A 21,766-nucleotide genomic window follows, 5' to 3' on the forward strand; every position below is an offset into this window, starting at 1 on the left:
GGCTCCTTCTCATTCAGCGGGGGCAGGTTGGCGGGCGCGCACCAGAAGCGCCGCCAGCCCGGCGATCACCAGCGGGATCGCGTAGATCATCATCAGGTTCGGGATGCTCAGCCCCTGGCCGATCAGCACGCCCCCCAGCAGCGGCCCGATCACCGCGCCCAGACGCCCGATCCCCATCGCCCAGCCAATGCCGGTGGAGCGGATTTCGGTCGGATAAAGTTCCGCCGCCAGCGCGTAGAAGCAGTTGAAGCCGCCATTGGTGGTGAAGCCCGCGCAATAGGCAAGGAACAGCGTGACGGCGAGCGAGACCGACAGATGCCCGAAGGCCGCGACCACGACCGCCCCCGCGACCATGGCGGTGAAGGTGATCCCCTGCAACCCGAAGCGCAGCGCGAAGGTGCCAAGAACCAGCGTCCCGGTAAAGCCGCCGAGGTTGAACAGCGCCCCGGCATAGATCGCGTTTTCCACCGCGAGGCCCGATTGCACCGACAGTTGCGTGATCCAGGACACGAGGAAATAGAAGGTCATGAAACCCATGATAATCGCGAGCCAGAGCGCCAGCGTGGGCAGGGTGCGGCCCTGTGCGAAGATGGTGCCGACCGAGACCTTTTGCGCCGTTACGCGCGGCGGCAGCACGGCCATCGGCGCTTCGCCCAGCCGGGCGCGGATCGCGTTCAGCCGTGCGAGCGCGTTCTTCGGCTGCACCCGCGACAGGTAGTCGATGGATTCCGGCAGGATCAGGATCACCAGCGGCAGCGTGACCAGCGACACCAGACCCGCCATCGTCAGCGCCCCGTTCCAGCCCCAGACCGGCAGGAAATGCGCGACCGTCAGCCCGGTCACCACCGCGCCGAAGGCATAGCCCGAGATCGCCATGGCAACGACGAAGGCCTGCCGTCCCGGCGGGGCGAAATCGGCGGCCATGGTGGTTACGCTGGCCAGAAAGGCGCCGACCGAAACGCCGATCAGGGCGCGCAGGATGACCAGTTCGGTCACGCTGGTGGCGCGGCTGCTGATCAGCATGGTCACCGTGATCACCGACAGAAGCGCGATGATCAGCGGCCGGCGCCCGAACCTGTCGGCCAGCGGCGCGATGAACAGCCCGCCAAGCGCCATCCCGGCGAGCGAGGCGGAGAACACCGTGCCAAGCGCCTCGGGGCTCAGGTTCCAGGCCGATTTCAGCTCCGGCGCGATGTAGGACATGATCACGATGTCCATGCCGTCAATCGCGTTCAGCACGAAGCAGATGAAGATGACCGCGATGCGCAGCGGCGTCCAGCGCCCCGGCCCGGCAATGTCGTCCGTCGCGCCCGACGGCAGGTGATGCGCCATGAAGTTCTCCCCCCAAAACCGGACAAAGGGATCCTGCCCATGGCGCGGGCACGCCATGCGGGTGTGGTCTCTTTGTCGAATGATCCTCCGGCGCCCGTCTCCCCTGGGCGCCTTCCTATGTGCTATTCAGGTTGCACCTTTGCGTCAAATGTTTTGTTGCGATGACAACATAAACCTGAGCAGGGAATTGGAATGGCTTGGGAAAATTTTTCGGGCCGGGCGCGAATCAGCGCAGGATGCGGCGCAATCCGTCCTGAACGCGCAGCAGCGCGGGCAGGTAGAGCGCGGCCAGATCGCCCGCCTCGTCCTGCACCGCGGCAACGCCGGTGTTGAGCGCGGCGACCACCCGGCCATTCGCGGCAAACAGCGGCACGGCGATGGAGCGCAACCCGCTCTCGACCTCCTGATCAATCAGCGCGAAGCCTTCGCTGCGGGCGGCGGCGATGCGGGCCATGATGTCTTCGGGATCGGTCAGGCTGCGCGGTGTGCGCGGCGCGAGGTCGGAGCGGTCGATCAGCGCCCGTGCCTCTGCCACCGGCAGCGCGGCGAGCAGCACCCGCCCGAGCGAGGTGCAATGCGCCGGAAGCCGCGAGCCGGGCAGCAGCCCGATCGACATCACCCGCCGCTGCGCCGCGCGGGCGATATAGACGATCTCGGTCTCGTCCAGGATCGCGACCGAGGTCGATTGCCCGATCCGCTCCGACAGCTGATCAAGCCACGGCTGCACCAGCTGCGCCATTGGCAGCGCGGCCAGCGCCCCCATCCCCAGCCGCAGGATCCGCGGCGTCAGGGTAAAGAACTTGCCGTCGTAATCGGCATAGCCAAGCGCATGCAGCGTCAGCAGGCAGCGCCGCGCGGTGGCCCGGTCCAGCCCGGTGCGTTCGGCCACATCGGCAATGGCGAGTCGCGGCGTTTCGGCGCGGAAGGCCTCGATCACCTTCAGACCCTTGGCCAGCGCGGCGATGGTATCGGTTTTGTTCAACATGCGCACAGGATCTGACACGATCCGAACAAATGTCAACATCCGCACGAAATTGCTGGATCGGCGCGCGGGCAGGGGTAGCTTCCGGCCATCGACGGAGGAACTCATGGACAAACGCATTGCCACATTGGCCGAGGCGGTCGCCGGGATCCCGGACGGCGCCACGGTGATGATCGGCGGGTTCGGCGGCTCGGGCGCGCCGATCGAACTGATCCACGCGCTGATCGACCGCTTTCTGGCGACGGGCAGCCCGAAAGACCTGACCATCATCAACAACAACGCCGGGAACGGACATGTCGGCATCGCCGCGCTGATCGAACAGGGCATGGTGCGGAAAATGGTCTGCTCCTTCCCGCGCTCGGCCGATCCGAAGGTGTTCACGGACAAATACCTGGCCGGAGAGATCGAACTCGAACTGGTGCCGCAGGGCACGCTTGCGGAACGGATCCGCGCGGGCGGGGCGGGGATCCCGGCGTTCTTCACGCCCACCTCCTTTGGCACCGACCTTGCGAAGGGCAAGCCGGTCGAGGTGTTCGAGGGCCGCTCCTATGTCATGGAGCGCTGGCTCAAGGCCGATTTCGCGCTGATCAAGGCGGAACTCGGCGATCATTACGGCAACCTGACCTACCGGATGGCCGCGCGCAATTTCAGCCCGATCATGGCGATGGCCGGAGCGCGGACCATCGCGCAGGTCACGCGGGCGGTGGCGCCGGGCGCGATCGACCCGGAACATGTCGTCACCCCCGGGATCTTCGTCGATGGCATCGTCGAAGTCACCGATCCCGCTCAGGAAGAAGCCCTCAACCGCGCCGGAGCGCATCACCCATGACGCAGAAACTCACGAATGCGCAGATCGCCTGGCGCGCGGCGCAGGACATCGCGGATGGCGCCTATGTCAACCTTGGCATCGGCTTCCCGGAGATGGTGGCAAAGTTTCAGCCGCCGGGCCGTCAGGCGGTGTTCCATACCGAAAACGGCGTCCTCGGCTTTGGCGAGGCACCGGCCCCGGGCGAAGAGGACTGGGATCTGATCAACGCGGGGAAAAAGGCGATCACGCTGAAACCCGGCGCGGCCTTCTTCCACCATGCCGACAGCTTTGCCATGGTGCGGGGCGGGCATCTGGATGTGGCGATCCTGGGCGCCTATCAGGTGGCGCAGAACGGCGATCTGGCGAACTGGTCCACCGGGCCGAAGGGCGTGCCTGCGGTGGGTGGCGCGATGGATCTGGTCCATGGCGCGAAACGTGTGGCGGTGATCACCGATCACGTCACCAAGGACGGCAAGCCGAAACTTCTGGAATCCTGCACCCTGCCGCTGACCGGGGTGGGCTGCGTGACGCGGGTCTATACGTCGCTTGCCGTGGTGGACATTCAGGACGGCCATTTCGTGCTGCGTGAAAAGCTGCCCGCGCTGTCGTTCGACGCCTTGCAGGCGGTGACGGGCGCGGTATTGCATCTGGATGGCCCGGTGGGCGATCTGATTGTTCCGGAGGTGTGAGATGACCGAAGTTTTCATTTGCGACTATATCCGCACGCCCATCGGCCGGTTCGGCGGGGCGCTGGCGCCGGTGCGGGCCGATGACCTGGGGGCGGTGCCGCTGCGCGCGCTGATGGCGCGCAACCCGGGCGTGGATTGGGAGGCGATTGACGATGTGATCTTCGGCTGCGCCAATCAGGCGGGCGAGGACAACCGCAACGTCGCGCGGATGTCGCTGTTGCTCGCGGGTCTGCCGATCGCGGTGCCGGGCACGACGATCAACCGGCTGTGCGGATCGGGGATGGATGCGGTGATCACCGCCGCCCGCGCGATCAAGGCGGGCGAGGCCGAGATCATGATCGCGGGCGGCGTCGAGAGCATGTCCCGCGCGCCCTTCGTGATGCCCAAGGCCGAAACCGCCTATAGCCGCACGACCGAGATCCACGACACCACCATCGGCTGGCGCTTCGTCAACCCGCTGATGAAGGCGCAATACGGCGTCGATTCCATGCCGCAGACCGGGCAGAACGTGGCGGATGACTTCGGCATCACGCGCGAGGATCAGGACGCGATGGCGCTGCGCTCGCAGACCAATGCGGCGGCTGCGCAGGCGAACGGGCGTCTGGCCGAGGAGATCACCCCGGTCACGATCCCGGCGCGCAAGGGCGATCCGGTCGTTGTGTCGCGCGATGAACATCCCCGGGCGACCACGCTGGAAACGCTGGCAAAGCTGCGGCCGCTGTTCCCGAACGGGTCGGTCACGGCGGGGAATGCCTCGGGCGTGAACGATGGCGCGGCGGCGCTGATCGTGGCCTCCGAAGCGGCGGCGAAGAAATACGGCCTGACGCCGCTGGTGCGGGTGCTTGGCGGTGCGGCGGCGGGCGTGCCGCCGCGGATCATGGGCATCGGCCCGGCGCCCGCGTCGAAGAAGCTGCTCGCGCGGCTTGGCCTGACGCAGGCGCAGCTGGACGTGATCGAACTGAACGAGGCCTTTGCCTCGCAGGGGCTGGCGACGCTGCGCGACCTTGGCATTGCCGATGACGATCCGCGGGTGAACCGCAACGGCGGCGCGATCGCGCTTGGCCATCCGCTCGGCATGTCGGGCGCACGGATCACCGGGACGGCGGCGCTGGAACTGGTGAAGACCGGCGGGCGGGTGTCCTTGTCCACGATGTGCATCGGCGTCGGGCAGGGCATCGCCATCGCGCTCGAACGGGTCTGAAACGGGGTCGGCGCGGGGAGACCGCGCCGACCTTTACCTCTGCTCCCGCAGGATGTGCTTCATCACCTTGCCCGATCCGGTGCGGGGCAGGTCGGCGACGATCAGCACCTCCTTCGGCACCTTGTAGCGCGCGATCAGCCCGGCGCAGTGGCGCATCAGCGCCTCGGGCGTGGGCGCTTCGCCCGGCATCGGGATCACATAGGCGCGGCCCACCTCGCCCCAGCGGTCATCGGGGATGCCGATCACCGCCGCCTCGCGCACCTGCGGATGTTCGCGCAGCGCGGTTTCCACCTCCACCGGATAGACGTTTTCGCCGCCCGAGATGAACATGTCCTTGCGCCGGTCGACGATGGCGATGAAGCCATCCGCATCGCGCCGCCCGACATCGCCGGTGCGGATCCAGCCGTCGGCGGTAAAGGCGCGGGCGCGTTCCTCGGGGCGGTTCCAGTAGCCGGGCGTGACGTTCAGCCCGAAGATCAGGATCTCGCCCGGGGTGCCGTCGGGGACGTCGCGGTCCTCCTCATCCACCAGCCGAACGGCGGTCAGCGGCCCGCACAGGCCGACGGCCCCGGCCTTCTCGCGCAGGATCTCGGGCGCGAGCGGCATGCCCAGCGTGGTGCCGGTTTCCGTCATGCCGTAGCCGTCCACCATCCGCACGCCACGGTCGAGCCACCAGCGGATATTCGCGGGCGGGTTCGGCGCGCCACCGGTGAACAGCGCCTTCAGCCGGATCCAGCGTTCGGGGGCAAAGTTTGGCGCATGGCGCAGCGCATCGGCCATCTGCGGCACGCAGAAGTAATGCGTCACGCCGAAATCGGACCCCAGCCAGCCGTTGGTTTTTTCCGCGTCGAACCCCGGCGTGACGATGAAGGTGCCGCCGCGCAGCAGTGGCGGCCAGATCTGCGTGACGATGCCGATGACATGGAACATCGGGCTGTCGCACAGGAAGACGCAGCCGGTATCGACCTCGCCCAGAACGTTGAAATTCACCGCCGTCGCCAGCAGGAATTGCGAGGTCAGCAGCGCCCCCTTCGGCACGCCCGAGGTGCCCGAGGTATAAAGGATGATGCAGGTGTCATGCCCCGAATGCGGCGGCGGGCGATCGGCGGGCTGCGCCGCCACAAGTGCCGCGGCGAACCCGGCGAAGGGCAGCGTGCGGCAGCCCGGCGGCGCCTCCTGATCCGCATAAAGCAGCGCGGGCGTGCAATCGGCCAGCAGCCGCGCCAGTTCCGGCAGGCTGAGCCGCCAGTTCAGCGGCACGAAGATCGCCCCGAGCCGCATCAGCGCCTGTTGCAGGACGATCTGATAAACGGAATTCTTCGCCAGCGCGGCAACCCGGTCGCCCCGGCCGATGCCTTCGGCGGTCAGCACGGTCACCGCACGCTGGATGTCGCGGTCCAGCGCGCGATAGCTCCAGCGCTGGCCGGTTTGCAGATCGACGCAGGCAAGCGCCTCCGGCCGGAGGCGCGCATGGAGCGCCACCGGATCGGGTGAGATGAAATCGAGCATGGTCTCCTCCCTGCTCCCGCCTCAGCCCTGCCGCGACTTGTCGTAGGCGCCAAGGCCGGGCTTGTAGCTCTTTTCGTCGATGAACTGACGGATGCCTTCCTTGCGGCCCTCGTTGTCGTAGGAATTCGCCGCCTCCTGCGCGCGCACGAGGTAATCCTCGGCCTCGTCATAGGTCAGGGTGCCGACGCGGCGGATCGCGTCCTTCGTGGCCTTCAGCGCGACGGGGTTCTTTGCCAGCAGGGCCTGCGCCACCGCCGTCACCCGGGTCTTCAGCTCCGCCAGCGGCAGGGATTCATTGACCAGCCCCCAATCCGCCGCGGTCCTGCCGTCGATCGGCTCGCCCAGCATGGCGTGATACATCGCCTTGCGGAACGGCAGCAGTTCCACCGCGACCTTGGTCGCGCCGCCGCCGGGCAGGATGCCCCAGTTGATTTCCGACAGCCCGAACTTCGCCTCGTCGGCGCAGAAGGCCAGGTCACAGGCGAACAGCGGGCCATAGCCGCCGCCGAAGCACCAGCCGTTCACCATCGCGATCGTCGGCTTCTGATACCAGCGCAGCCGTCGCCACCAGCCGTAGGATTCGCGCTGCGCCTTGCGGGTGCCCCTGAGGCCCTGCGCCTCGGTTTCGCGGAAATATTCCTTCAGGTCCATGCCCGCCGTCCAGGCCGCGCCCTCGCCGGTCAGCACCAGCACGCCGACGTCATCGCGGAATTCGAGGTCATCGAGCGCCGCCATCATCTCGCGGTTCAGCGTGGGGGACATGGCGTTGCGCTTGTCGGGGCGGTTGAAGCGCAGCCAGGCAATGCCGTCCTGCACGTCATAGGCGACGGTATCGTGATCGTTGGCCATCGGGGCCTCCTTTGCGGTATGGGAAATGGGTTACAGCGGGTAGTGGCCCGGCTGCGTTTCGATGGTGATCCAGCGCAGTTCGGTGAATTCGGCGATCCCCGCCTTGCCGCCGAACCGGCCATAACCGGAGTCCTTCGTGCCGCCGAAGGGCATCTGCGCCTCGTCATGCACGGTGGGGCCGTTGATGTGGCAGATGCCGGAGCGGATCCGCTTCGCCACGCTCAGCGCGCGGGGGATGTCGCGCGAAAACACCGCCGCCGAAAGGCCGTAGTCCGTGGCATTCGCCAGCCGGATCGCGTCCTCCTCATCGGTGGCGCGGAAGATCGCGACGACCGGGCCGAAGCTCTCCTCGGTCGCGATGCGCATGTCTTCGGTCACATGGTCCAGCACCTGCGCGGGCATCAGCACGCCCTCGGCGGCACCCGCGGAATGGAGGGTCGCGCCCTTCGCCCGGGCGTCCTCGATCAGCGCGGTGACCTTCTGAACGGTCAGGGTATCGACCACCGCGCCAAGCGGCGCCGTGCCCTCGCGCGGATCCCCGGCCTTGAGCGCCGCCGCCCGGGCGGTGAAGCGGGTCACGAAGTCATCGGCGATTTCCGGGGCGAGGATGATCCGCTCGGTGGACATGCAGATCTGGCCCTGATTGAAGAAGGCGCCGAAGATCGCGGCCTTCACCGCCTCGTCAAGGTCGGCATCCTTCAGCACCACGAAGGGCGCCTTGCCGCCCAGTTCCAGCAGGCAGGGTTTCAGCACCCGCGCCGCGCGTTCGGCGATGATCCGTCCGACCCTGGTCGAGCCGGTGAAGTTGATCCGCCGCACCGCCGGGTGATCGACCAGCGCGCCGACGATTTCGCCCGCATCCTCGGGCGCATTGGTGACAAAACTGACAAGGCCCGGAGGCAGGCCGCCTTCGTCCAGCGCCTCGACGATCAGCGCATGGGTGCGCGGGCAGATCTCGGATCCCTTGAACACCACGCCATTGCCGCAGGCCAGGGGCGTCGCCAGGGCCCGCACGCCCAGGATCACCGGCGCATTCCAGGGCGCGATGCCCAGCACCACCCCCACCGGTTCGCGCAGGCCCATCGAAAGGCAGCCCGGCTTGTCCGACGGGATCACCTCCCCCGCGACCTGCGTTGTCAGCGCGGCGGCCTCGCGCAGCATCGCCGCCGCGATCATCACGTTGAAGCGCGCCCACATCTCGGTCGCGCCGGTTTCCTCGGCCATCGCCGCCGCAAAGGCGTCGCCCTTCGCGGCCAGCGCATCGGCGGCCCTGAGCAGCACCGCGCGCCGCGCATTCGGCCCGAGCGCGGCCCAGCCCGGGAAGGCCGCCGCCGCCGCATCCGCCGCATCCGCCGCCGCAACGGCGTCAGCCACCGTCGCGGCCGGGGCCTCTGACGCGAGAGCACCGCTGATCGGGTTCAGGCGGCGGAACACCCGCCCGTCGGACGCGGGGCAGGCCGCGCCCGCGATTTTCATGCTGATATGGGTCATGTCTCTCCTCCCTTCGGCCCGCCTGCGCGAATCGGCGAGCTGTCCGTATGCTATGAAGCATAGCGATTGACTGCTATGCTGTATAGCATTATCACGGAGGCAACCAGAAACCGGCCCGAGGGGGATTCCATGACCATCCAGACACCCGCAAAGCCCGTGCGGCTTCAGGATCTGATCGGCTATCACCTTCGCCGCGCTTCGGTTTTCGATCTTCAGGGGGCGGTGGCGGCGCTGGAACCGGCGGGGCTGCGCACGGTGCCGATGTCGGTCCTGTTCGCCATTGTCGAGCAGCCGGGAATCAGCGCGGCGGAGATCTGCCGTGCCCTTGGCATCCAGCGCGCGAATATCGCGCCGATCCTCGCCGATCTGGAAAAGCGCGGGCTGTTCCTGCGCGAGGCCGACCCGGCGGACAACCGCGTTCAGCGCCTGTTCCCCACGCCCACCGGCGCGGAACAGGCCGCGCAGGCGATCGCGCGGATCGCCGCGCATGAGGAGACCATGCTTTCCCGGTTCACGCCGGGCGAGCGCGAGGAGCTTCGCCGCCTGCTGGCGAAGCTGTGGCAGCACGACGGGGGCTGACCCCGGCGCTTTCGCGGGACGGGAGACCCGCTCAGGGAGGACAACATGGAATTCGCAACTGAACCCCGCCGCGGCGGGGGGCGGGCGCTTGCGCTCGTCTGTCTGGCCGCGGTGATCGAGGGCTTTGATCTGCAATCGGCGGGGGTCGCGGTGCCGAAACTGGCGCCGGCCTTCGGCCTCAGCCCGCAGCAGATCGGGCTGTTCTTCTCGGCGGCGACCTTCGGGCTGATCTTCGGCGCGCTGATCGGCGGGCGCATCGCCGATGCCCGGGGGCGGCGCGCGGGGCTGGTGGTGTCGCTGGTGACCTTCGGGGTGTTCTCGCTCGCGACCGCCATGGTCAGCACCTTCGAGCAGCTTGTGGTGATCCGCTTCCTGACCGGCGTGGGCCTTGGCGGCGCTTTCCCGAACCTCGTCAACATCGCGGCGGAGGCGGTCGAGCCCAGCCGCCGGGGCCGGGCGGTGGCGGTCATGTATGCGGGGGTTCCGCTGGGTGGCGCGGTCGCTTCGGGCGTGGCGATGACGGGGCTGCATGGCGACGACTGGCACACGATCTTCATCGTCGGCGGGCTGCTTCCGCTGATCATCGTGCCCTTCGTGCAGTTCCTGCTGCCGCCGCTGACCGTGCCGAAGACGGAGAAGAAATCCTCGACCGCCGCGCTGGCCGAGGTGTTCGCGCCCGGCACGCTGATGACGACGGCGGTGCTGTGGCTGTCGTTCTTCCTCGGTCTGGTGGTGGTCTATCTGCTGCTGAACTGGATGCCGCAGCTTCTGGTGTCGCGCGGGCTGGCGAAGAACGAAGCCTCGCTGGTGCAGGTGCTGTTCAACATCGGCGGCGTTCTGGGCGGGCTGATCGGCGGGCAGATGCTGGACCGGCGCAACCCGCTCGGCCCGGTGGCGCTGTGCTTTGCGGCGGCGGCGGGGGCGCTGCTGATCCTCGGCATGCTGCCCGCGAGCCTTGGCTTCATGCTGCTGGGCGGGGCGCTGGTGGGGGGTGCGATCCTGTGCGTGCAGGCGATCCTTTATGGCGTGGCGCCGCAGTGTTATCCGCTGGCGATCCGGGGCACCGGTGTGGGCGTCGCGGTGGCGGTGGGGCGGCTCGGCTCGATCGCGGGGCCGCTTCTGGCGGGGGCGCTGGTCGCGGCGGGGGCGAGTTCGTCCGACATCATGTATATCATGGTGCCGATCACGCTGGCCGCCGGGCTGTTCACGGTGCTGCTTCTGGCGCGGCGGGGTGGGCGATGATCGACCTTGCGGCGCTGCGCGCGATCGACTTTCACACCCATGCCGAAGAGCCCTGCGGCTGTCATGCCGATGATGGCTATGACGCGCTTCAGGCCACCATGGCGCGCCATTTCCGCGCGCCCTGGCGCCACCCGCCGACCATCGACGAAACGGCCGCGCATTACCGCGCGCAACGGATCGCGGCGGTGATCTTCCCCGTCGATGCGGAGCGCGAGACCGGCTACCGGCGTTATCGCAACGAGGAGGTGGCCGAGGCCGCCGCCCGTCACGCCGATATCCTGATCCCCTTCGGCTCGATCGACCCGGCGCGGGGCCGGATGGGCGCGCGCGAGGCACGGCGGCTGGTGGCGGAGCACGGCATCCGGGGCTTCAAGTTCCACCCGACGATGCAGGGCTTCTACCCCAACGACCGCATGGCCTGGCCGCTGTACGAAGCCATCGCCGAGGCCGGGGTGCCCGCGCTGCTCCACACCGGGCAGACCGGGGTGGGCGCGGGCATGCGGGGCGGCAACGGCATGCGGCTGAAATACTCGAACCCGATGTATCTGGATGATGTCGCGGCGGATTTCCCGGACATGCAGATCATCGCCGCGCATCCCTCCTTCCCCTGGCAGGAGGAGGCGCTGGCGGTGGCGGTGCACAAGCCGAACGTCTGGATCGACCTTTCGGGCTGGCGGCCGAAATACTTCCCGCCGATCCTGATCCAATACGCGAACACGCTGCTGAAGGACCGGGTGCTGTTCGGCTCGGACTGGCCGATGATCGCGCCCGAGGGCTGGCTTGCGGAATTCGCCGATCTGCCGATCCGCGATGCCGTGCGCCCGATGATCCTCAAAGACAATGCCGCCCGGCTGCTCGGGCTGAAGGAGGCCGCATGATCCCGTTTGAAGCGCCCGTTGAGGAGATCCTGTTTTCGCTCGACCATGTGGCCGGGGCGGGGCGCCTGCCCGGTTGGGATGCCGACCTGGTGCGCGAGATCGTCACCCAGTTCGCGCGCCTGGCCGAAAGCGCGATTGCCCCGGCGGATGAGGCCGCCGACCGTCTGGGCTGTGTGCTCGATGGCGGGCGGGTGCGGATGCCCGGGCCACTGGTTGCGGCCTATGCCGATTTCGCCGCGCAGGGCTGGCCCGCGCTGACCCTGCCCGAAGAGGCGGGCGGGCAGGGCATGCCCGGCCCGGTTGCGGGCGCGGTGACCGAGATTTTCGCCGGGGCCTCGCATGCGTTGCAGATGGTGGCCGGGCTGGTTCCGGCGGCGGCGCGCACCATCGCCACCTTCGGGACGGCGGCGCAAAAGGCGCTGTGGCTGCCCCGGCTGGCCTCGGGCGCGTGGCTGGCGACGATGGCGCTCACCGAACCCGGGGCGGGGTCGGACCTCTCCGCGCTGCGCACCCGGGCCGAGGGCGGGCGGATCACCGGCGAAAAGATCTTCATTTCCGGCGGCGATCAGGATCTGACGCCGCGCATCCTGCATCTGGTTCTGGCGCGGACCGGCGGCGCGGGGGTAAAGGGGCTGAGCCTGTTCCTGATCCCCTCGCATGACGACGCGGGCAACCGGCTGCCGGTCACGGTGACGCGGATCGAGGAGAAGATGGGCCTGCACGGCTCGCCCACCTGCCAGATGCTGTTCGATGCCGCGCCGGGCGACCTGCTGGGGGAGGAAGGCGAGGGGCTGCGGGTGATGTTCACCATGATGAACCACGCCCGGCTCGATGTCGCGTTGCAGGGCGTGGCCCATGCCACCCGCGCCGGGCGGATCGCCACCGCCTATGCGGCCACCCGGCGGCAGGGGCGCGGCCTGACCATCGACCAGCACCCCGACGTGCGGCGGATGCTGGACGATATGGCGGCGCTGGCGCTTGGCGGGCGGGGGCTGGCGCAGCTGGCACTGGTGGAGCTGGAGCTCGGCGAACGGCCGGAGCTGGTCGATGTCCTGACCCCGCTGTGCAAGTTCACCTGCACCGAGGCGGGGATCACGGCGGCGAACCTGGGGGTTCAGGTTCTGGGCGGCTACGGCTACCTGCGCGAATACCGGATGGAGCAGGTGCTGCGCGATGCCCGGATCTGCGCGATCTACGAGGGCACGAACGGCATTCAGGCGATCACGCTGGCCACGCGGCTGCTGCGCCGGACGGATGCCTTTGCCGCGTTCCTTGCTGAACGGCCCGAGACGCTGGCCCTGTGGCAGGAGGTGCGGGCGCGGATGCTGGCGGTCGAAGACCCGGTGGCGGCGGCCGATGCCTTCATGCGGCTGACGGCGGAGGCGGCGCTGGCGGTGGTCTGGCACCGGATCGCGGCCTCGGGCCGGTTCGACCGGCTCGCCGCGCGCGAGGCCGGGCTGCACCCGATCCGGATGCGGTTTCATGCGGAGATGGTCGGGCTGGCGCTACGCGCCTAGCCCATCCGCTGCACCTGACCGGCAAGGGTCCGCGCCACGACAAGGGCGCGGCCCGTCGCCTGCGCCATCTGCGGCAGCACCATCCATTCGAGCGCCCAGGCCGTGCCGGAGCGTTCCTGTTCATGCACCAGCGCCAGATGCACCGCCGATAGCTGCACCGCGTTGAACCGCGCCAGCGTGACCAGAAGCTCCGCCCCGACCGGGTTCTGCTTGTGCGGCATCGCCGAGGATCCGCCGCCGCCCGAAAGCGCGATTTCGGAAATCCCCTGTTGCGCCATCAGCGCGATATCCTGCCCGATCTTGCCCAGAGTGCCGCTGACCAGCGACAGGAACCCGGCGAATTCCGCCACCCCGTCCCGCATCGCATGCCAGGCGCGCGGCGGCGCGCCAAGGCCGAGCGCGGCGGCAACATCCTCGACCATCCCGGGCCTCAGCCCCGCGCGGTCGCCCGAGGCCCCGCCGATCTGCACCACCGCCACCCGGGGGCGCAGTTCCGCCAGCCGGTGCCGATGGGTCAGCAGCGGCAGCAGCCAGGGCGCGATCCGGTCATGCACGGTGATTTCCGTCGCCGCCTGCATCCGCGTCCGCCCCATCAGGGGCCGGGTGCCAAAGCGCATGTCCAGATCGGTCAGCGCCTCGACCAGCGCGGCAAGGCGGGTGTCGAGCAGGGCCAGCGTGTCGCGCATCGCAAGCGCGGTCGCGCTGTCGATCACGTCTTGCGAAGTGGCGCCCTTGTGGACGGGCGCGCCCGCCGCGGCCTTCATCTGCGCGACCAGCCGGGGCACGACGACGCCATCCTGCGCCGTGCCCGCGCGCAGATCGGCAAGGTCGAACTCCATCGCCTCGATCGCGCGCGCCGCGGCCTCTGAATTGTCTTGGCCAAGCGCCCGGCTCCACGCGGCCTCGAAGGCGCGCATGCCGGACAGTTGCGCCTCGGGTGACCACAGCGCGCCCATATCCGGATCGGCGAACAGCCCGCCAAGCCAGGGGTGATCGAAAACGTCGGTCATGGTCTTGTCCCGTGAAAAGGGCGGCGCGTGCCCGCACCGCCCGTCTAACCCGTTCAGATGTCGAGGAACACCGTTTCGCCCTCACCCTGAAGGCGGATGTCGAAACGGTATCTGTTCTCGCCGATCTTCTTCGCGATCAGGGTGTCTACCCGGGGACGCTGCTCGATCCGGGCGAGCAGCGGGTCCGTGGAATTATCCTCGTCCTCGAAATAGATCCGGGTCTGAAGGCCGATGTTGATGCCCCGCGCCACGACCCAAAGCGCGATATGCGGCGCGAACGCCTTGCCATAGCGCGAGGGCACCCGGCCCGGCTTGACCGTGCGCAGGGTGAATTCCCCCGTCACCGCATCCGCCGCGAACCGGCACAGGCCGGAAACGGCGGGGTTGGCGCCTGCCTGCCCCGGAAAGATCCCGGCGGCATCGGCCTGCCAGCTTTCGATCAGCGCATCGCGCAGCGCCCAGCCGGTGCCGTCATAGACGGAGCCGACGATCTCGATCACGGTGCCCTGCGCGCCGTCGGCAATCGGCGAAACGCCGATCTCTTCGTGGTAATAGCCCGGGTTGCCCGCATAGGTCGGCATCAGGCCGATGTGGACATAGGGCCCGGCGGTCTGCGACGCGGTTTCGGGCAGGTAGTTCAGCGGTTGGACCATCTCACATCCCCTCCAGCTTGTTTTCGAACATGGTCTGGCGGCGTCCGCGCAGCACGATGTCGAATTTGTAGGCCAGGAAATCCAGCGGGCGCGAATGCGCCATGTCGAGCGGCGCCACCAGACGGTCAAGCTGCGAGCGGTCCTGGATCGTTTTCGCGATCGGGCACAGCCTGATCAGCGGGTCGCCCTCGAAATACATCTGGGTGATCAGCCGCTGGCCGAAGCTGTGGCCATAGACCGAGATATGGATGTGCATCGGGCGCCAGTCGTTGCCACGGTTCGGCCAGGGGTAGGCGCCGGGGCGGATCGTCAGGAACTGGTAATAGCCGTTCTCGTCCGTCAGGGTCCGGCCGCAGCCGCCGAAATTCGGGTCGAGCGGGGCAAGATAACCGTCCTTCTTGTGCCGGTAGCGCCCGCCCGCGTTCGCCTGCCAGATCTCGACCAGCGTCTGCGGCACGGCACGGCCGTTTTCGTCGAGCACGCGGCCGTGCATCAGGATCCGTTCGCCCACGGCGGGGGCGGCGCCCTTGGTCCAGTTCAGGATCAGGTTGTTGTCGAGCGCGCCGATCTTGTCATGGCCGAAGGTCGGGCCGGTCTCCTCGGAGGGGCCGGATTCCATCGACAGCAGCGGCAGGTTCGGCGACCGCGCGATGGATGTCTTGTAATCGGGGAAATAGGGGACCGGGTGCATGTCCCGATTTCGCGGGATGAGTGGGCCTTGGTCGATCATTTCTCTGCCGCCTCCATTTCGGCATAGGTCTGTTTCGCCAGCTTGATGGCGTGGTTCGCGCGCGGCACGCCGGCATAGATCGCTACATGCAGGAAGGCCTGCATCACGTCTTCGCGGCTTGCCCCGGTTCGGGCGGTGGCCCGGATGTGCATCGGGATTTCCTCGAAATTCCCGGTCGCGGCGAGCAGCGCGAGGGTCAGCATCGAGCGTTCGCGCCGCGAGATCGCATCCGATGCCCAGACCGTGCCCCAGGCCGAAGCGGTGATCAGATCCTGAAACGGCTGATCGAACTCGGACTTCGCGGCCTCGGCCCGGTCGACATGCGCATCGCCCAGCACCGCGCGGCGGGTCTCCATGCCCCGGTCATAGCGAGCATCGGTCATCCTGCGGTCCTTTCGAGAAATGCGGTCAGTCGTGCGGCGGTCGCCGCCGGTTGCTCGACGCAGGGGATATGGCCCGCATCGGGGATCAGGTGGAACTCGGCCCCGCACAGCGCCGCCGTCGCGCGGACCAGATCGGGCGGGGTCGAGCCATCTTCGTCCCCCGCCAGCGCCAGCACCGGCAGGCGCAGCGCGCGGGTGCTCTCGGTCAGGTCCGCCGCCGCGATGGCGGCACAACAGCCGATGTAGCCCTCGACCGTGGTGCGGGTCAGCATGTTGCACCACAGCGCAAATTCGGGGTTGGTGTCGCGGAACGGCGCCGTGAACCAGCGCTCCATGATCGGGCCTTGCAGCGCGGCGATGCCCTGCGCGCGGATGGTGTCGATCCGCGCCTGCCACATTTCCGCACTGCCGATCTGCGCCGCGGTATCCATCAGCACCAGCGCGCGCAGAAGGTCCGGCCGTTTCGCCGCCAGCCCCTGCCCGATCAGCCCGCCGATCGACAGGCCGACGAAGGTGACCCCGGTCAGGCCCAGCGTCTCGCACAGCGCCTCGGCATCATCGACCAGCGTGTCGAGCCTATAGGGCGCGGGCGGCGCATCCGAAAGCCCGTGGCCGCGTTTGTCGAACCGCACGATCCGCAGCCCCGGCGGCAGCATCGGCAAAAGCGCGTCCCAGACCCGCAGGTCGGTGCCCAGTGAATTCGCGAAGACGACGGGCCTGCCGTCGCGCGGGCCATCGTCGCGGATGTGCAAGGTGGCGTCAGGTCGAACAAGTGTGTGCATGAGTGTCCCCCTGCGCCGGTTATGCCATGGCGAATCCGGCGTGAAAATTATAATGATGCGAAGAAGGCATAACTGAGGGGTTATGAAATGCTGTCCCAGCATCTGCGCCTGCGCCACCTGCGCTGTTTCCTTGAGGTCGCGCGGCAGGGCAGCCTGTCCGCCGCCGCCGCCGCGCTGCATGTCAGCCAACCGGCGGCGTCGAAGACGATCCGCGAGCTGGAGGAGATCCTTGGCGCGCAACTGTTCGACCGCTCCGGGCGGCGGCTGACGCTCACCGCCGCCGGGCGGGTGTATCAAAGCCACGCGGGCGCGGCGCTGGCCGATCTGGAGCGCGCGCAGCGGCTGGTTCTGGATCCGCCGGGCGAGCGGGTGCGGCTGCGGGCGGGGGTTCTGCCGACGGCGGCGACGGGGCTGGTACCGCGCGCGGCGCTGGCGTTTCGCAAGGATAATCCGCGGGTTCTGCTCGATGTGATGACGGGGCCGAACTGGCTGCTGCTGTCGTTGCTGCGCGAAGGGCAACTGGATCTGGTCGTCGGCCGCGCGCCGCCCGAGGGTGAGGGCGAGGCGCTGACCTTCCGCGCGCTTTACTGGGAACGGGTGGTGCCGGTGGTGCATCCGGGCCATCCGCTGCTGCGGCAGGATTGGGAGTATGGCGCGCTGACCCGCTATCCGCTGATGCTGCCGCCGCAGGGCGCGCTGATCGCGGCGGGGGTGCGCAGCTGGCTGCATTCGGTGGGGATTCCCGATCCGGAACCGGCGTGGGAAAACGTCTCGCTCGCCTTCGGGCGCGAGGTGGTGCTGCATTCCGATACGGTGTGGTTCATTTCCGAAGGCGTGGTGCGGCCGGAACTGGAATCGGGCACGCTGGCGGTGCTGCCGATCCGCAACGAATTGCTGGGCGGACGGGTGGGGATTTCGCTGCGCGACCGGGCCGAACCTTCGGCCCCGGCGCAGGCGCTGATCGCCGCGCTGGAACACGCGGCGATCGGGATGGGCGCCTAATAGGGCAGGCCGACGTAATTCTCCGCCAGATCGCGCCGCGCGGTTTCGGATTCCGCCAGATGCGCCAGCGTCGCGCGCCGCATCTGCGCGGCAAAGCTGTCCTCGCCGTCGAACCGGTGCAGCATCGTCGTCATCTGCCAACTGAACCGCATTGCCTTCCAGATCCGCCGCAGGGCGCGGTCGGAATAGGCGTCGATGCCCTTGTCGCTGTTTTGTTTCAGCGCCTCGGTCAGCGCCTGATGCAGATAGAACACATCCGAGGCGGCGAGGTTCAGCCCCTTCGCCCCTGTCGGCGGCACGATATGCGCCGCATCGCCGACAAGGAACAGCCGGCCCCAGCGAAGCGGCTCGCTGACGAAGCTGCGCAGGGGCGCGATGGATTTTTCGATCGACGGGCCGGTGATCAGCTTCGCGGCGGCGGAGGAGGGGATCCGGCGCCTGAACTCGGTCCAGAACCGCTCGTCGGACCAGTCTTCGACCGTATCGCGCAGCGGCACCTGCACATAATAGCGCACCAGATTGGCGTTGCGCATCGAGGCCAGCGCGAAGCCATGCGGCGAATTCGCATAGATCAGTTCGTCATTCACCGGCGGCGTGCGCGACAGGATGCCGAGCCAGCCGAAGGGATAGACGCGCTCGAACTCGCGGCGCTTTTCCTCGGGGATGGTGCGGCGCGAGACGCCGTGGAAGCCGTCGCAGCCCGCGACATAGGCGCAGGTCAGGCGGCGCTTTTCCCCGTTCAGCGTGAATTCCACCGCCGCCTGCGGCCCGTCGAGGTCAAGGATCCGCACATCCTCGACGCCGTGCAGGATCGTCGCGCCCATCGCATCCTGCGCGGCATACAGATCCTGTGTCACCTCGGTCTGGCCATAGACCATGACGCGCTTGCCGGTGAGGGCCTTGAAGTCGATATGCACCATCCGGTCGGCATCGGTGATCCAGGTGCCGTCATGGGCGAAGCCCTCGGCATCCATCCGCGCGCCGACGCCCGCCTCGCGCAGCAATTCGACCGAGCCCCATTCGAGGATCCCCGCCCTGATCCGCGACAGCACATGTTCGCGCGTGCTGCGTTCCAGAATGACCGTGGCGATGCCCGCGCGGTTGAGCAGTTGCGACAACAGCAGCCCCGAAGGACCGCCGCCGATGATGACGACCTGAGTATCCATGATGTGTCCGATTGTTCTCCCACGGATCTGTCTATCGGGGCGGGGGCGGCGCGCGAATGGACGGGGCGGGCAAAAGATGGTATTTTTCGTGCATGGGCTTGGCATCGCAAATCCCCGTCTTCAACCTCTTCGGCGAGACCGGGGCCTTTCCGGACGTCGTGCATTGCGAACGGATTTGGGACCGGGCGCGGCTGCACGACTGGCGGATCGCGCCGCATCGGCATCTGGAAATGGCGCAGGTGTTCTTCATGCGGCGGGGGGAGGCGCGGGTGCGGGTGGATGGCGCCGCGACCACGCTGGGGGATGGCGATTTTCAGTTCATCCCGGCGCGGTCGGTGCATGATTTCCTGATCGGGCAGGGGAGCGAGGGGCTGGTGCTGTCCTTCCCGCTCGCGGTGGTGTCCGGGCTTCCGCCGGGGCCGTTTCATGGCGCGGCGGATGCGCGGGCGGTGGTGCTGATGGATCAGCTTGCCGAGACATTCGGCGGCACGGGGGCGTTCCGCGCGCCGCTTCTGGTGGCGCTGGCGCAGGCCGTGCTGGCCGCCGTGGCCGAGGTCGCCGCGCGCCGGGCCGAGGCGGTGGAGCCGCTGGCCCTGCGCCGGATGCGCGATTTCGACCAGCTGCTGACGCTGCATCTGGCGCAGGGCTGGGGCGCGGCGGAGTTCGCCTCCGCGCTCGGGATCACGCCGGGGCATCTGAACCGGATCTGCCGCGCGGCGACGGGAACCCACGCGACCCGCCATATCGAAACCGCGCGGATGACCGAGGCGCGCCGCCTGCTGGCCTTCACCCAGCTTGCCGTGGCCGAGATCGGCTATCGGCTGGGGTTCCAGGATCCGCCCTATTTCTCGCGCCGGTTCCGGGCGGTGACGGGCGAAACGCCCTCGGCCTATCGCGCGCGTTTCGCCGATGTGGCGCCGCCGGGCCTGTGAACCCTGCCGTCAGGCCATGTCGCCCGGCGTGTCGATGTCGCGCAGGGTGTCGGCGGTGGTGCGGATCCGGGCAAGGCCGGGCAGGGCGCGCAGGAGGGGGCCGGCGCCACGGTCTCCGGTCAGGGCCAGAAGGGCGGGGAACAGTGCGCGGGGCAGATGCGCGGGCGGGCCGGGCGGGCCTTCGGCCACGGCGGCGGCGGGGGGCGGCGCGGCGGCCAGCGCGCGCAGCAGCGCGGCGCCGACATGGGGCATGTCTCCCAGCACGACCAGCACACTTTCGCCCGTCACCGCCTGGATCCCGGCGCGCAATGATGCGGATTGCGGCCCTTTGGTCCAGACGATGCGGAACTCGGGCAAGAGCCGCGCCACCGCCGGATCGGCGACCACGGCCACCCGGGGCAGGCCGGTGGCGAGGATGGCCTCGGCGGCGTGGCGGATCAGCGGCTGGCCGCGATAAGGCGCCTGCAACTTGCACTCCGGCCCGAAGCGGCGCGACGTTCCGGCGGCGAGGAGCAGCGCCGTGATCATGTCAGCGCCGCGCCCAGATCGAGGATTTCGGCCAGCACCGAGACCGCCAGCATCCGCGGATCGCGGCTTGAGGGGATCAGCCCGATCGGCCCGCGCAGGCGCATCAGGTCGGCCTCGCTCACGCCCTCGGCGCGCAGCCGGGCCAGCCGGCTCGCCTGTGTCGCGCGGCTGCCCTGCGCGCCGATGTAGAAGGCAGGCGAGGCGAGGGCGCGGCGCAGGATGCCGGGTTCATGATCGTGGTCGTGGTAGAACAGCACCACCGCCGTTGCCGGGTCGATGCCGAGCGCGTCGATTTCGGACAGCGCGCGCAGGGGCCGGGCGTTGCAGCCCTGCGCCGCCGCGATCAGCGCATCCTGATGCGAGAGCAGCAGATGGTCATGCCCCAGCCCCGCAACCAGCCGCGCAAAGACCAGCGCCTCCGGCCCCGCGCCAAAGACCACGAAGCGCAGCGGGCGCGCAAAGCCCAGCACGAACCGCCCGGGCAGGGCCTGCGTCGGGCGAAACGGCACCAGCCGGAGCCGGTCGCCGATCTCCAGCGCCACCGGCTGGCGCGCCGCCCGCGCCCGGGCCAGCGCGTCGAGCGGCGCATCGTTGAGCGCGAACAGCAGGACGTCAATCGCGCCGCCGCAGGGCAGGCGCAGGTCGAAGAAGGGCGAGCCCCGGCCATAGCGCAGGCGCTGCGGCCCGCCCCGGCGCACATCCGCCGCGCGCAGGACCAGATCCGCCTCGATACAGCCCGAACTGATCGCCCCCGCCGTCCGGCCATCCGGCGCAATTGCCAGCGCCGCGCCGATGCTGCGATAGGCGGGCCCCTCGGTCCCCACCAGAACCGCCATCACCGTGCCCGCACCCCAGTCCCGCGCCGCATCCCAAGGGTCCGAAAGCGCGCGCGACAGCATCACAGCGCCGGGCGTTTCATCCGGAATACGCTGTCGATCGCCGCGAAATCCGAATAGCCCAGCCGGGTCAGCGGGCGGTAGCGGGTGACGTCGAACCGGCCCTCGTTCAGGCAGTCGTCGCGCAGGTGGATCGCCTCGACCCGGGCGATGACCAGATGGTTGCCCGCGCCCTCCAGCACGATGTGCTGCGTCAGCACGCATTCCAGCGCGGCGGGCGCATGGGCCAGGCGGGGGCAGGCGATCACCCGGCAGGGCTCGGTCGCAAGGCCAAGGGCCGCGATCTCGCTCACCCCGCGCGGATAGGGGGCGGAGGACTGGTTCAGCGCCTCGCGGTCGTCATATCCGGCGATGTTGACGCAGAACTCCCCGGTTTCGAGGATGTTCGACAGGCTGTCCTTGCCGGTCTCGCGGTCGGGCTTGCTGCCGACCGAAGCCAGGATCACCTGCGGCGGGGCATAGGCCACGGCGTTGAAGAACGAATAGGGCGCGAGGTTCACGCCCTCCACCCCCCGGGTGGAAACCCAGGCGATCGGACGCGGCGAGACGATGGCCGAGAGCGGGTCGATCTTCAGGCCCGATCCGTCTGCTGTCAGGTAGAACATGA

General features: G+C 68.7%; 23 protein-coding genes. 9 read left to right on the plus strand and 14 right to left on the minus strand.

From position 1 onward, the window contains the following. Nucleotides 1-9: 9 nt before the first annotated feature. Both QM789_RS19310 and QM789_RS19315 read right to left on the minus strand, forming a co-directional pair. On the minus strand, nucleotides 10-1,332 hold the full coding sequence (locus QM789_RS19310; RefSeq protein ID WP_420353475.1) for an MFS transporter: 1,323 nt from the start codon (nucleotides 1,330-1,332) through the stop codon (nucleotides 10-12). Between the two features lie 226 nt (nucleotides 1,333-1,558). Continuing rightward, on the minus strand, nucleotides 1,559-2,317 hold the full coding sequence (locus QM789_RS19315) for an IclR family transcriptional regulator domain-containing protein (protein ID WP_420353476.1): 759 nt from the start codon (nucleotides 2,315-2,317) through the stop codon (nucleotides 1,559-1,561). A 103-nt stretch (nucleotides 2,318-2,420) separates the two neighbouring features. Here QM789_RS19315 and QM789_RS19320 point away from each other — a divergent pair, with 103 nt between their 5' ends. Genes QM789_RS19320 through pcaF form a run of 3 tightly spaced genes read left to right on the plus strand, consistent with a single transcriptional unit; the run spans nucleotide 2,421 to nucleotide 5,012 of the window. Then, nucleotides 2,421-3,143: a 3-oxoacid CoA-transferase subunit A gene (locus tag QM789_RS19320; RefSeq protein WP_420353477.1), complete on the plus strand. Its 723-nt coding sequence runs from the start codon at nucleotides 2,421-2,423 to the stop codon at nucleotides 3,141-3,143. Next, on the plus strand, nucleotides 3,140-3,811 hold the full coding sequence (locus QM789_RS19325; RefSeq protein ID WP_420353478.1) for a 3-oxoacid CoA-transferase subunit B: 672 nt from the start codon (nucleotides 3,140-3,142) through the stop codon (nucleotides 3,809-3,811). The genes QM789_RS19320 and QM789_RS19325 overlap by 4 nt, the downstream gene beginning before the upstream one ends. Before the next feature lies 1 nt (nucleotide 3,812). Continuing rightward, entirely contained in the window at nucleotides 3,813-5,012 is a 1,200-nt protein-coding gene (pcaF, locus tag QM789_RS19330; protein WP_420353479.1) for a 3-oxoadipyl-CoA thiolase, read from the plus strand. A gap of 33 nt (nucleotides 5,013-5,045) precedes the next feature. Here pcaF and QM789_RS19335 read toward each other — a convergent pair whose 3' ends face one another. From QM789_RS19335 to QM789_RS19345, 3 genes are read right to left on the minus strand one after another with little or no spacing between them, the layout of a single operon-like run. Beyond that, nucleotides 5,046-6,521, minus strand: coding sequence for an AMP-binding protein (locus QM789_RS19335; protein ID WP_420353480.1), 1,476 nt, complete (start codon nucleotides 6,519-6,521; stop codon nucleotides 5,046-5,048). Between the two features lie 21 nt (nucleotides 6,522-6,542). Further along, on the minus strand, nucleotides 6,543-7,370 hold the full coding sequence (locus QM789_RS19340) for a p-hydroxycinnamoyl CoA hydratase/lyase (protein WP_420353481.1): 828 nt from the start codon (nucleotides 7,368-7,370) through the stop codon (nucleotides 6,543-6,545). A gap of 30 nt (nucleotides 7,371-7,400) precedes the next feature. After that, nucleotides 7,401-8,861 carry an aldehyde dehydrogenase gene (locus QM789_RS19345; RefSeq protein ID WP_420353482.1) on the minus strand — a complete coding sequence of 487 codons (1,461 nt, stop codon included), beginning with the start codon at nucleotides 8,859-8,861 and terminating at the stop codon, nucleotides 7,401-7,403. Between the two features lie 129 nt (nucleotides 8,862-8,990). Here QM789_RS19345 and QM789_RS19350 point away from each other — a divergent pair, with 129 nt between their 5' ends. Genes QM789_RS19350 through QM789_RS19365 form a run of 4 tightly spaced genes read left to right on the plus strand, consistent with a single transcriptional unit; the run spans nucleotide 8,991 to nucleotide 13,077 of the window. Further along, nucleotides 8,991-9,440, plus strand: a complete 450-nt coding sequence (locus tag QM789_RS19350; RefSeq protein WP_420353483.1) for a MarR family winged helix-turn-helix transcriptional regulator — start codon at nucleotides 8,991-8,993, stop codon at nucleotides 9,438-9,440. A 45-nt stretch (nucleotides 9,441-9,485) separates the two neighbouring features. Then, entirely contained in the window at nucleotides 9,486-10,682 is a 1,197-nt protein-coding gene (gene mhpT / locus QM789_RS19355; protein WP_420353484.1) for a 3-(3-hydroxy-phenyl)propionate transporter MhpT, read from the plus strand. After that, entirely contained in the window at nucleotides 10,679-11,560 is an 882-nt protein-coding gene (locus QM789_RS19360) for an amidohydrolase family protein (RefSeq protein WP_420353485.1), read from the plus strand. The genes mhpT and QM789_RS19360 overlap by 4 nt, the downstream gene beginning before the upstream one ends. After that, nucleotides 11,557-13,077: an acyl-CoA dehydrogenase family protein gene (locus QM789_RS19365; protein WP_420353486.1), complete on the plus strand. Its 1,521-nt coding sequence runs from the start codon at nucleotides 11,557-11,559 to the stop codon at nucleotides 13,075-13,077. The genes QM789_RS19360 and QM789_RS19365 overlap by 4 nt, the downstream gene beginning before the upstream one ends. Here the strand turns inward: QM789_RS19365 and QM789_RS19370 are convergent. From QM789_RS19370 to pcaD, 5 genes are read right to left on the minus strand one after another with little or no spacing between them, the layout of a single operon-like run. Further along, the gene (locus QM789_RS19370; RefSeq protein ID WP_420353487.1) at nucleotides 13,074-14,087 is read right to left on the minus strand and encodes a 3-carboxy-cis,cis-muconate cycloisomerase; all 1,014 of its coding nucleotides are present in this window, start codon (nucleotides 14,085-14,087) and stop codon (nucleotides 13,074-13,076) included. The two genes, QM789_RS19365 and QM789_RS19370, sit on opposite strands and share 4 nt — an antisense overlap. A gap of 53 nt (nucleotides 14,088-14,140) precedes the next feature. Continuing rightward, on the minus strand, nucleotides 14,141-14,740 hold the full coding sequence (gene pcaG / locus QM789_RS19375) for a protocatechuate 3,4-dioxygenase subunit alpha (RefSeq protein WP_420353488.1): 600 nt from the start codon (nucleotides 14,738-14,740) through the stop codon (nucleotides 14,141-14,143). A 1-nt stretch (nucleotide 14,741) separates the two neighbouring features. Beyond that, nucleotides 14,742-15,470, minus strand: coding sequence for a protocatechuate 3,4-dioxygenase subunit beta (gene pcaH, locus QM789_RS19380; protein ID WP_420353489.1), 729 nt, complete (start codon nucleotides 15,468-15,470; stop codon nucleotides 14,742-14,744). Next, nucleotides 15,467-15,853, minus strand: a complete 387-nt coding sequence (gene pcaC, locus QM789_RS19385) for a 4-carboxymuconolactone decarboxylase (protein ID WP_420353490.1) — start codon at nucleotides 15,851-15,853, stop codon at nucleotides 15,467-15,469. The genes pcaH and pcaC overlap by 4 nt, the downstream gene beginning before the upstream one ends. Then, the gene (pcaD, locus tag QM789_RS19390) at nucleotides 15,850-16,635 is read right to left on the minus strand and encodes a 3-oxoadipate enol-lactonase (protein WP_420353491.1); all 786 of its coding nucleotides are present in this window, start codon (nucleotides 16,633-16,635) and stop codon (nucleotides 15,850-15,852) included. Before pcaD ends, pcaC begins: the two co-directional genes overlap by 4 nt. 87 nt (nucleotides 16,636-16,722) lie before the next feature. On the opposite strand from pcaD, the gene QM789_RS19395 reads away from it, so the two are divergent. Further along, the gene (locus QM789_RS19395) at nucleotides 16,723-17,637 is read left to right on the plus strand and encodes a LysR substrate-binding domain-containing protein (RefSeq protein WP_420353492.1); all 915 of its coding nucleotides are present in this window, start codon (nucleotides 16,723-16,725) and stop codon (nucleotides 17,635-17,637) included. Here the strand turns inward: QM789_RS19395 and pobA are convergent. Beyond that, nucleotides 17,634-18,803 (minus strand): 4-hydroxybenzoate 3-monooxygenase, encoded by a 1,170-nt coding sequence (gene pobA, locus QM789_RS19400; RefSeq protein WP_420353493.1) that lies wholly within the window; start codon nucleotides 18,801-18,803, stop codon nucleotides 17,634-17,636. The two genes, QM789_RS19395 and pobA, sit on opposite strands and share 4 nt — an antisense overlap. A gap of 92 nt (nucleotides 18,804-18,895) precedes the next feature. Between pobA and QM789_RS19405 the strand changes: the two genes are divergently transcribed. Then, complete coding sequence (locus tag QM789_RS19405; protein WP_420353494.1) at nucleotides 18,896-19,735, plus strand: helix-turn-helix domain-containing protein; 840 nt, start codon at nucleotides 18,896-18,898, stop codon at nucleotides 19,733-19,735. Between the two features lie 9 nt (nucleotides 19,736-19,744). On the opposite strand, the gene QM789_RS19410 is transcribed toward QM789_RS19405, so the two are convergent. Genes QM789_RS19410 through QM789_RS19420 form a run of 3 tightly spaced genes read right to left on the minus strand, consistent with a single transcriptional unit; the run spans nucleotide 19,745 to nucleotide 21,764 of the window. Next, the gene (locus QM789_RS19410; RefSeq protein ID WP_420353495.1) at nucleotides 19,745-20,263 is read right to left on the minus strand and encodes an NTP transferase domain-containing protein; all 519 of its coding nucleotides are present in this window, start codon (nucleotides 20,261-20,263) and stop codon (nucleotides 19,745-19,747) included. Further along, on the minus strand, nucleotides 20,260-21,162 hold the full coding sequence (locus QM789_RS19415; RefSeq protein WP_420353496.1) for an XdhC family protein: 903 nt from the start codon (nucleotides 21,160-21,162) through the stop codon (nucleotides 20,260-20,262). Before QM789_RS19415 ends, QM789_RS19410 begins: the two co-directional genes overlap by 4 nt. Next, complete coding sequence (locus tag QM789_RS19420) at nucleotides 21,162-21,764, minus strand: flavin reductase family protein (protein ID WP_420353497.1); 603 nt, start codon at nucleotides 21,762-21,764, stop codon at nucleotides 21,162-21,164. The genes QM789_RS19415 and QM789_RS19420 overlap by 1 nt, the downstream gene beginning before the upstream one ends. Nucleotides 21,765-21,766: the final 2 nt, after the last annotated feature.

Origin of the sequence: Paenirhodobacter sp. (genome assembly GCF_047600745.1) — a bacterium.
Classification (GTDB): domain Bacteria; phylum Pseudomonadota; class Alphaproteobacteria; order Rhodobacterales; family Rhodobacteraceae; genus Rhodobacter.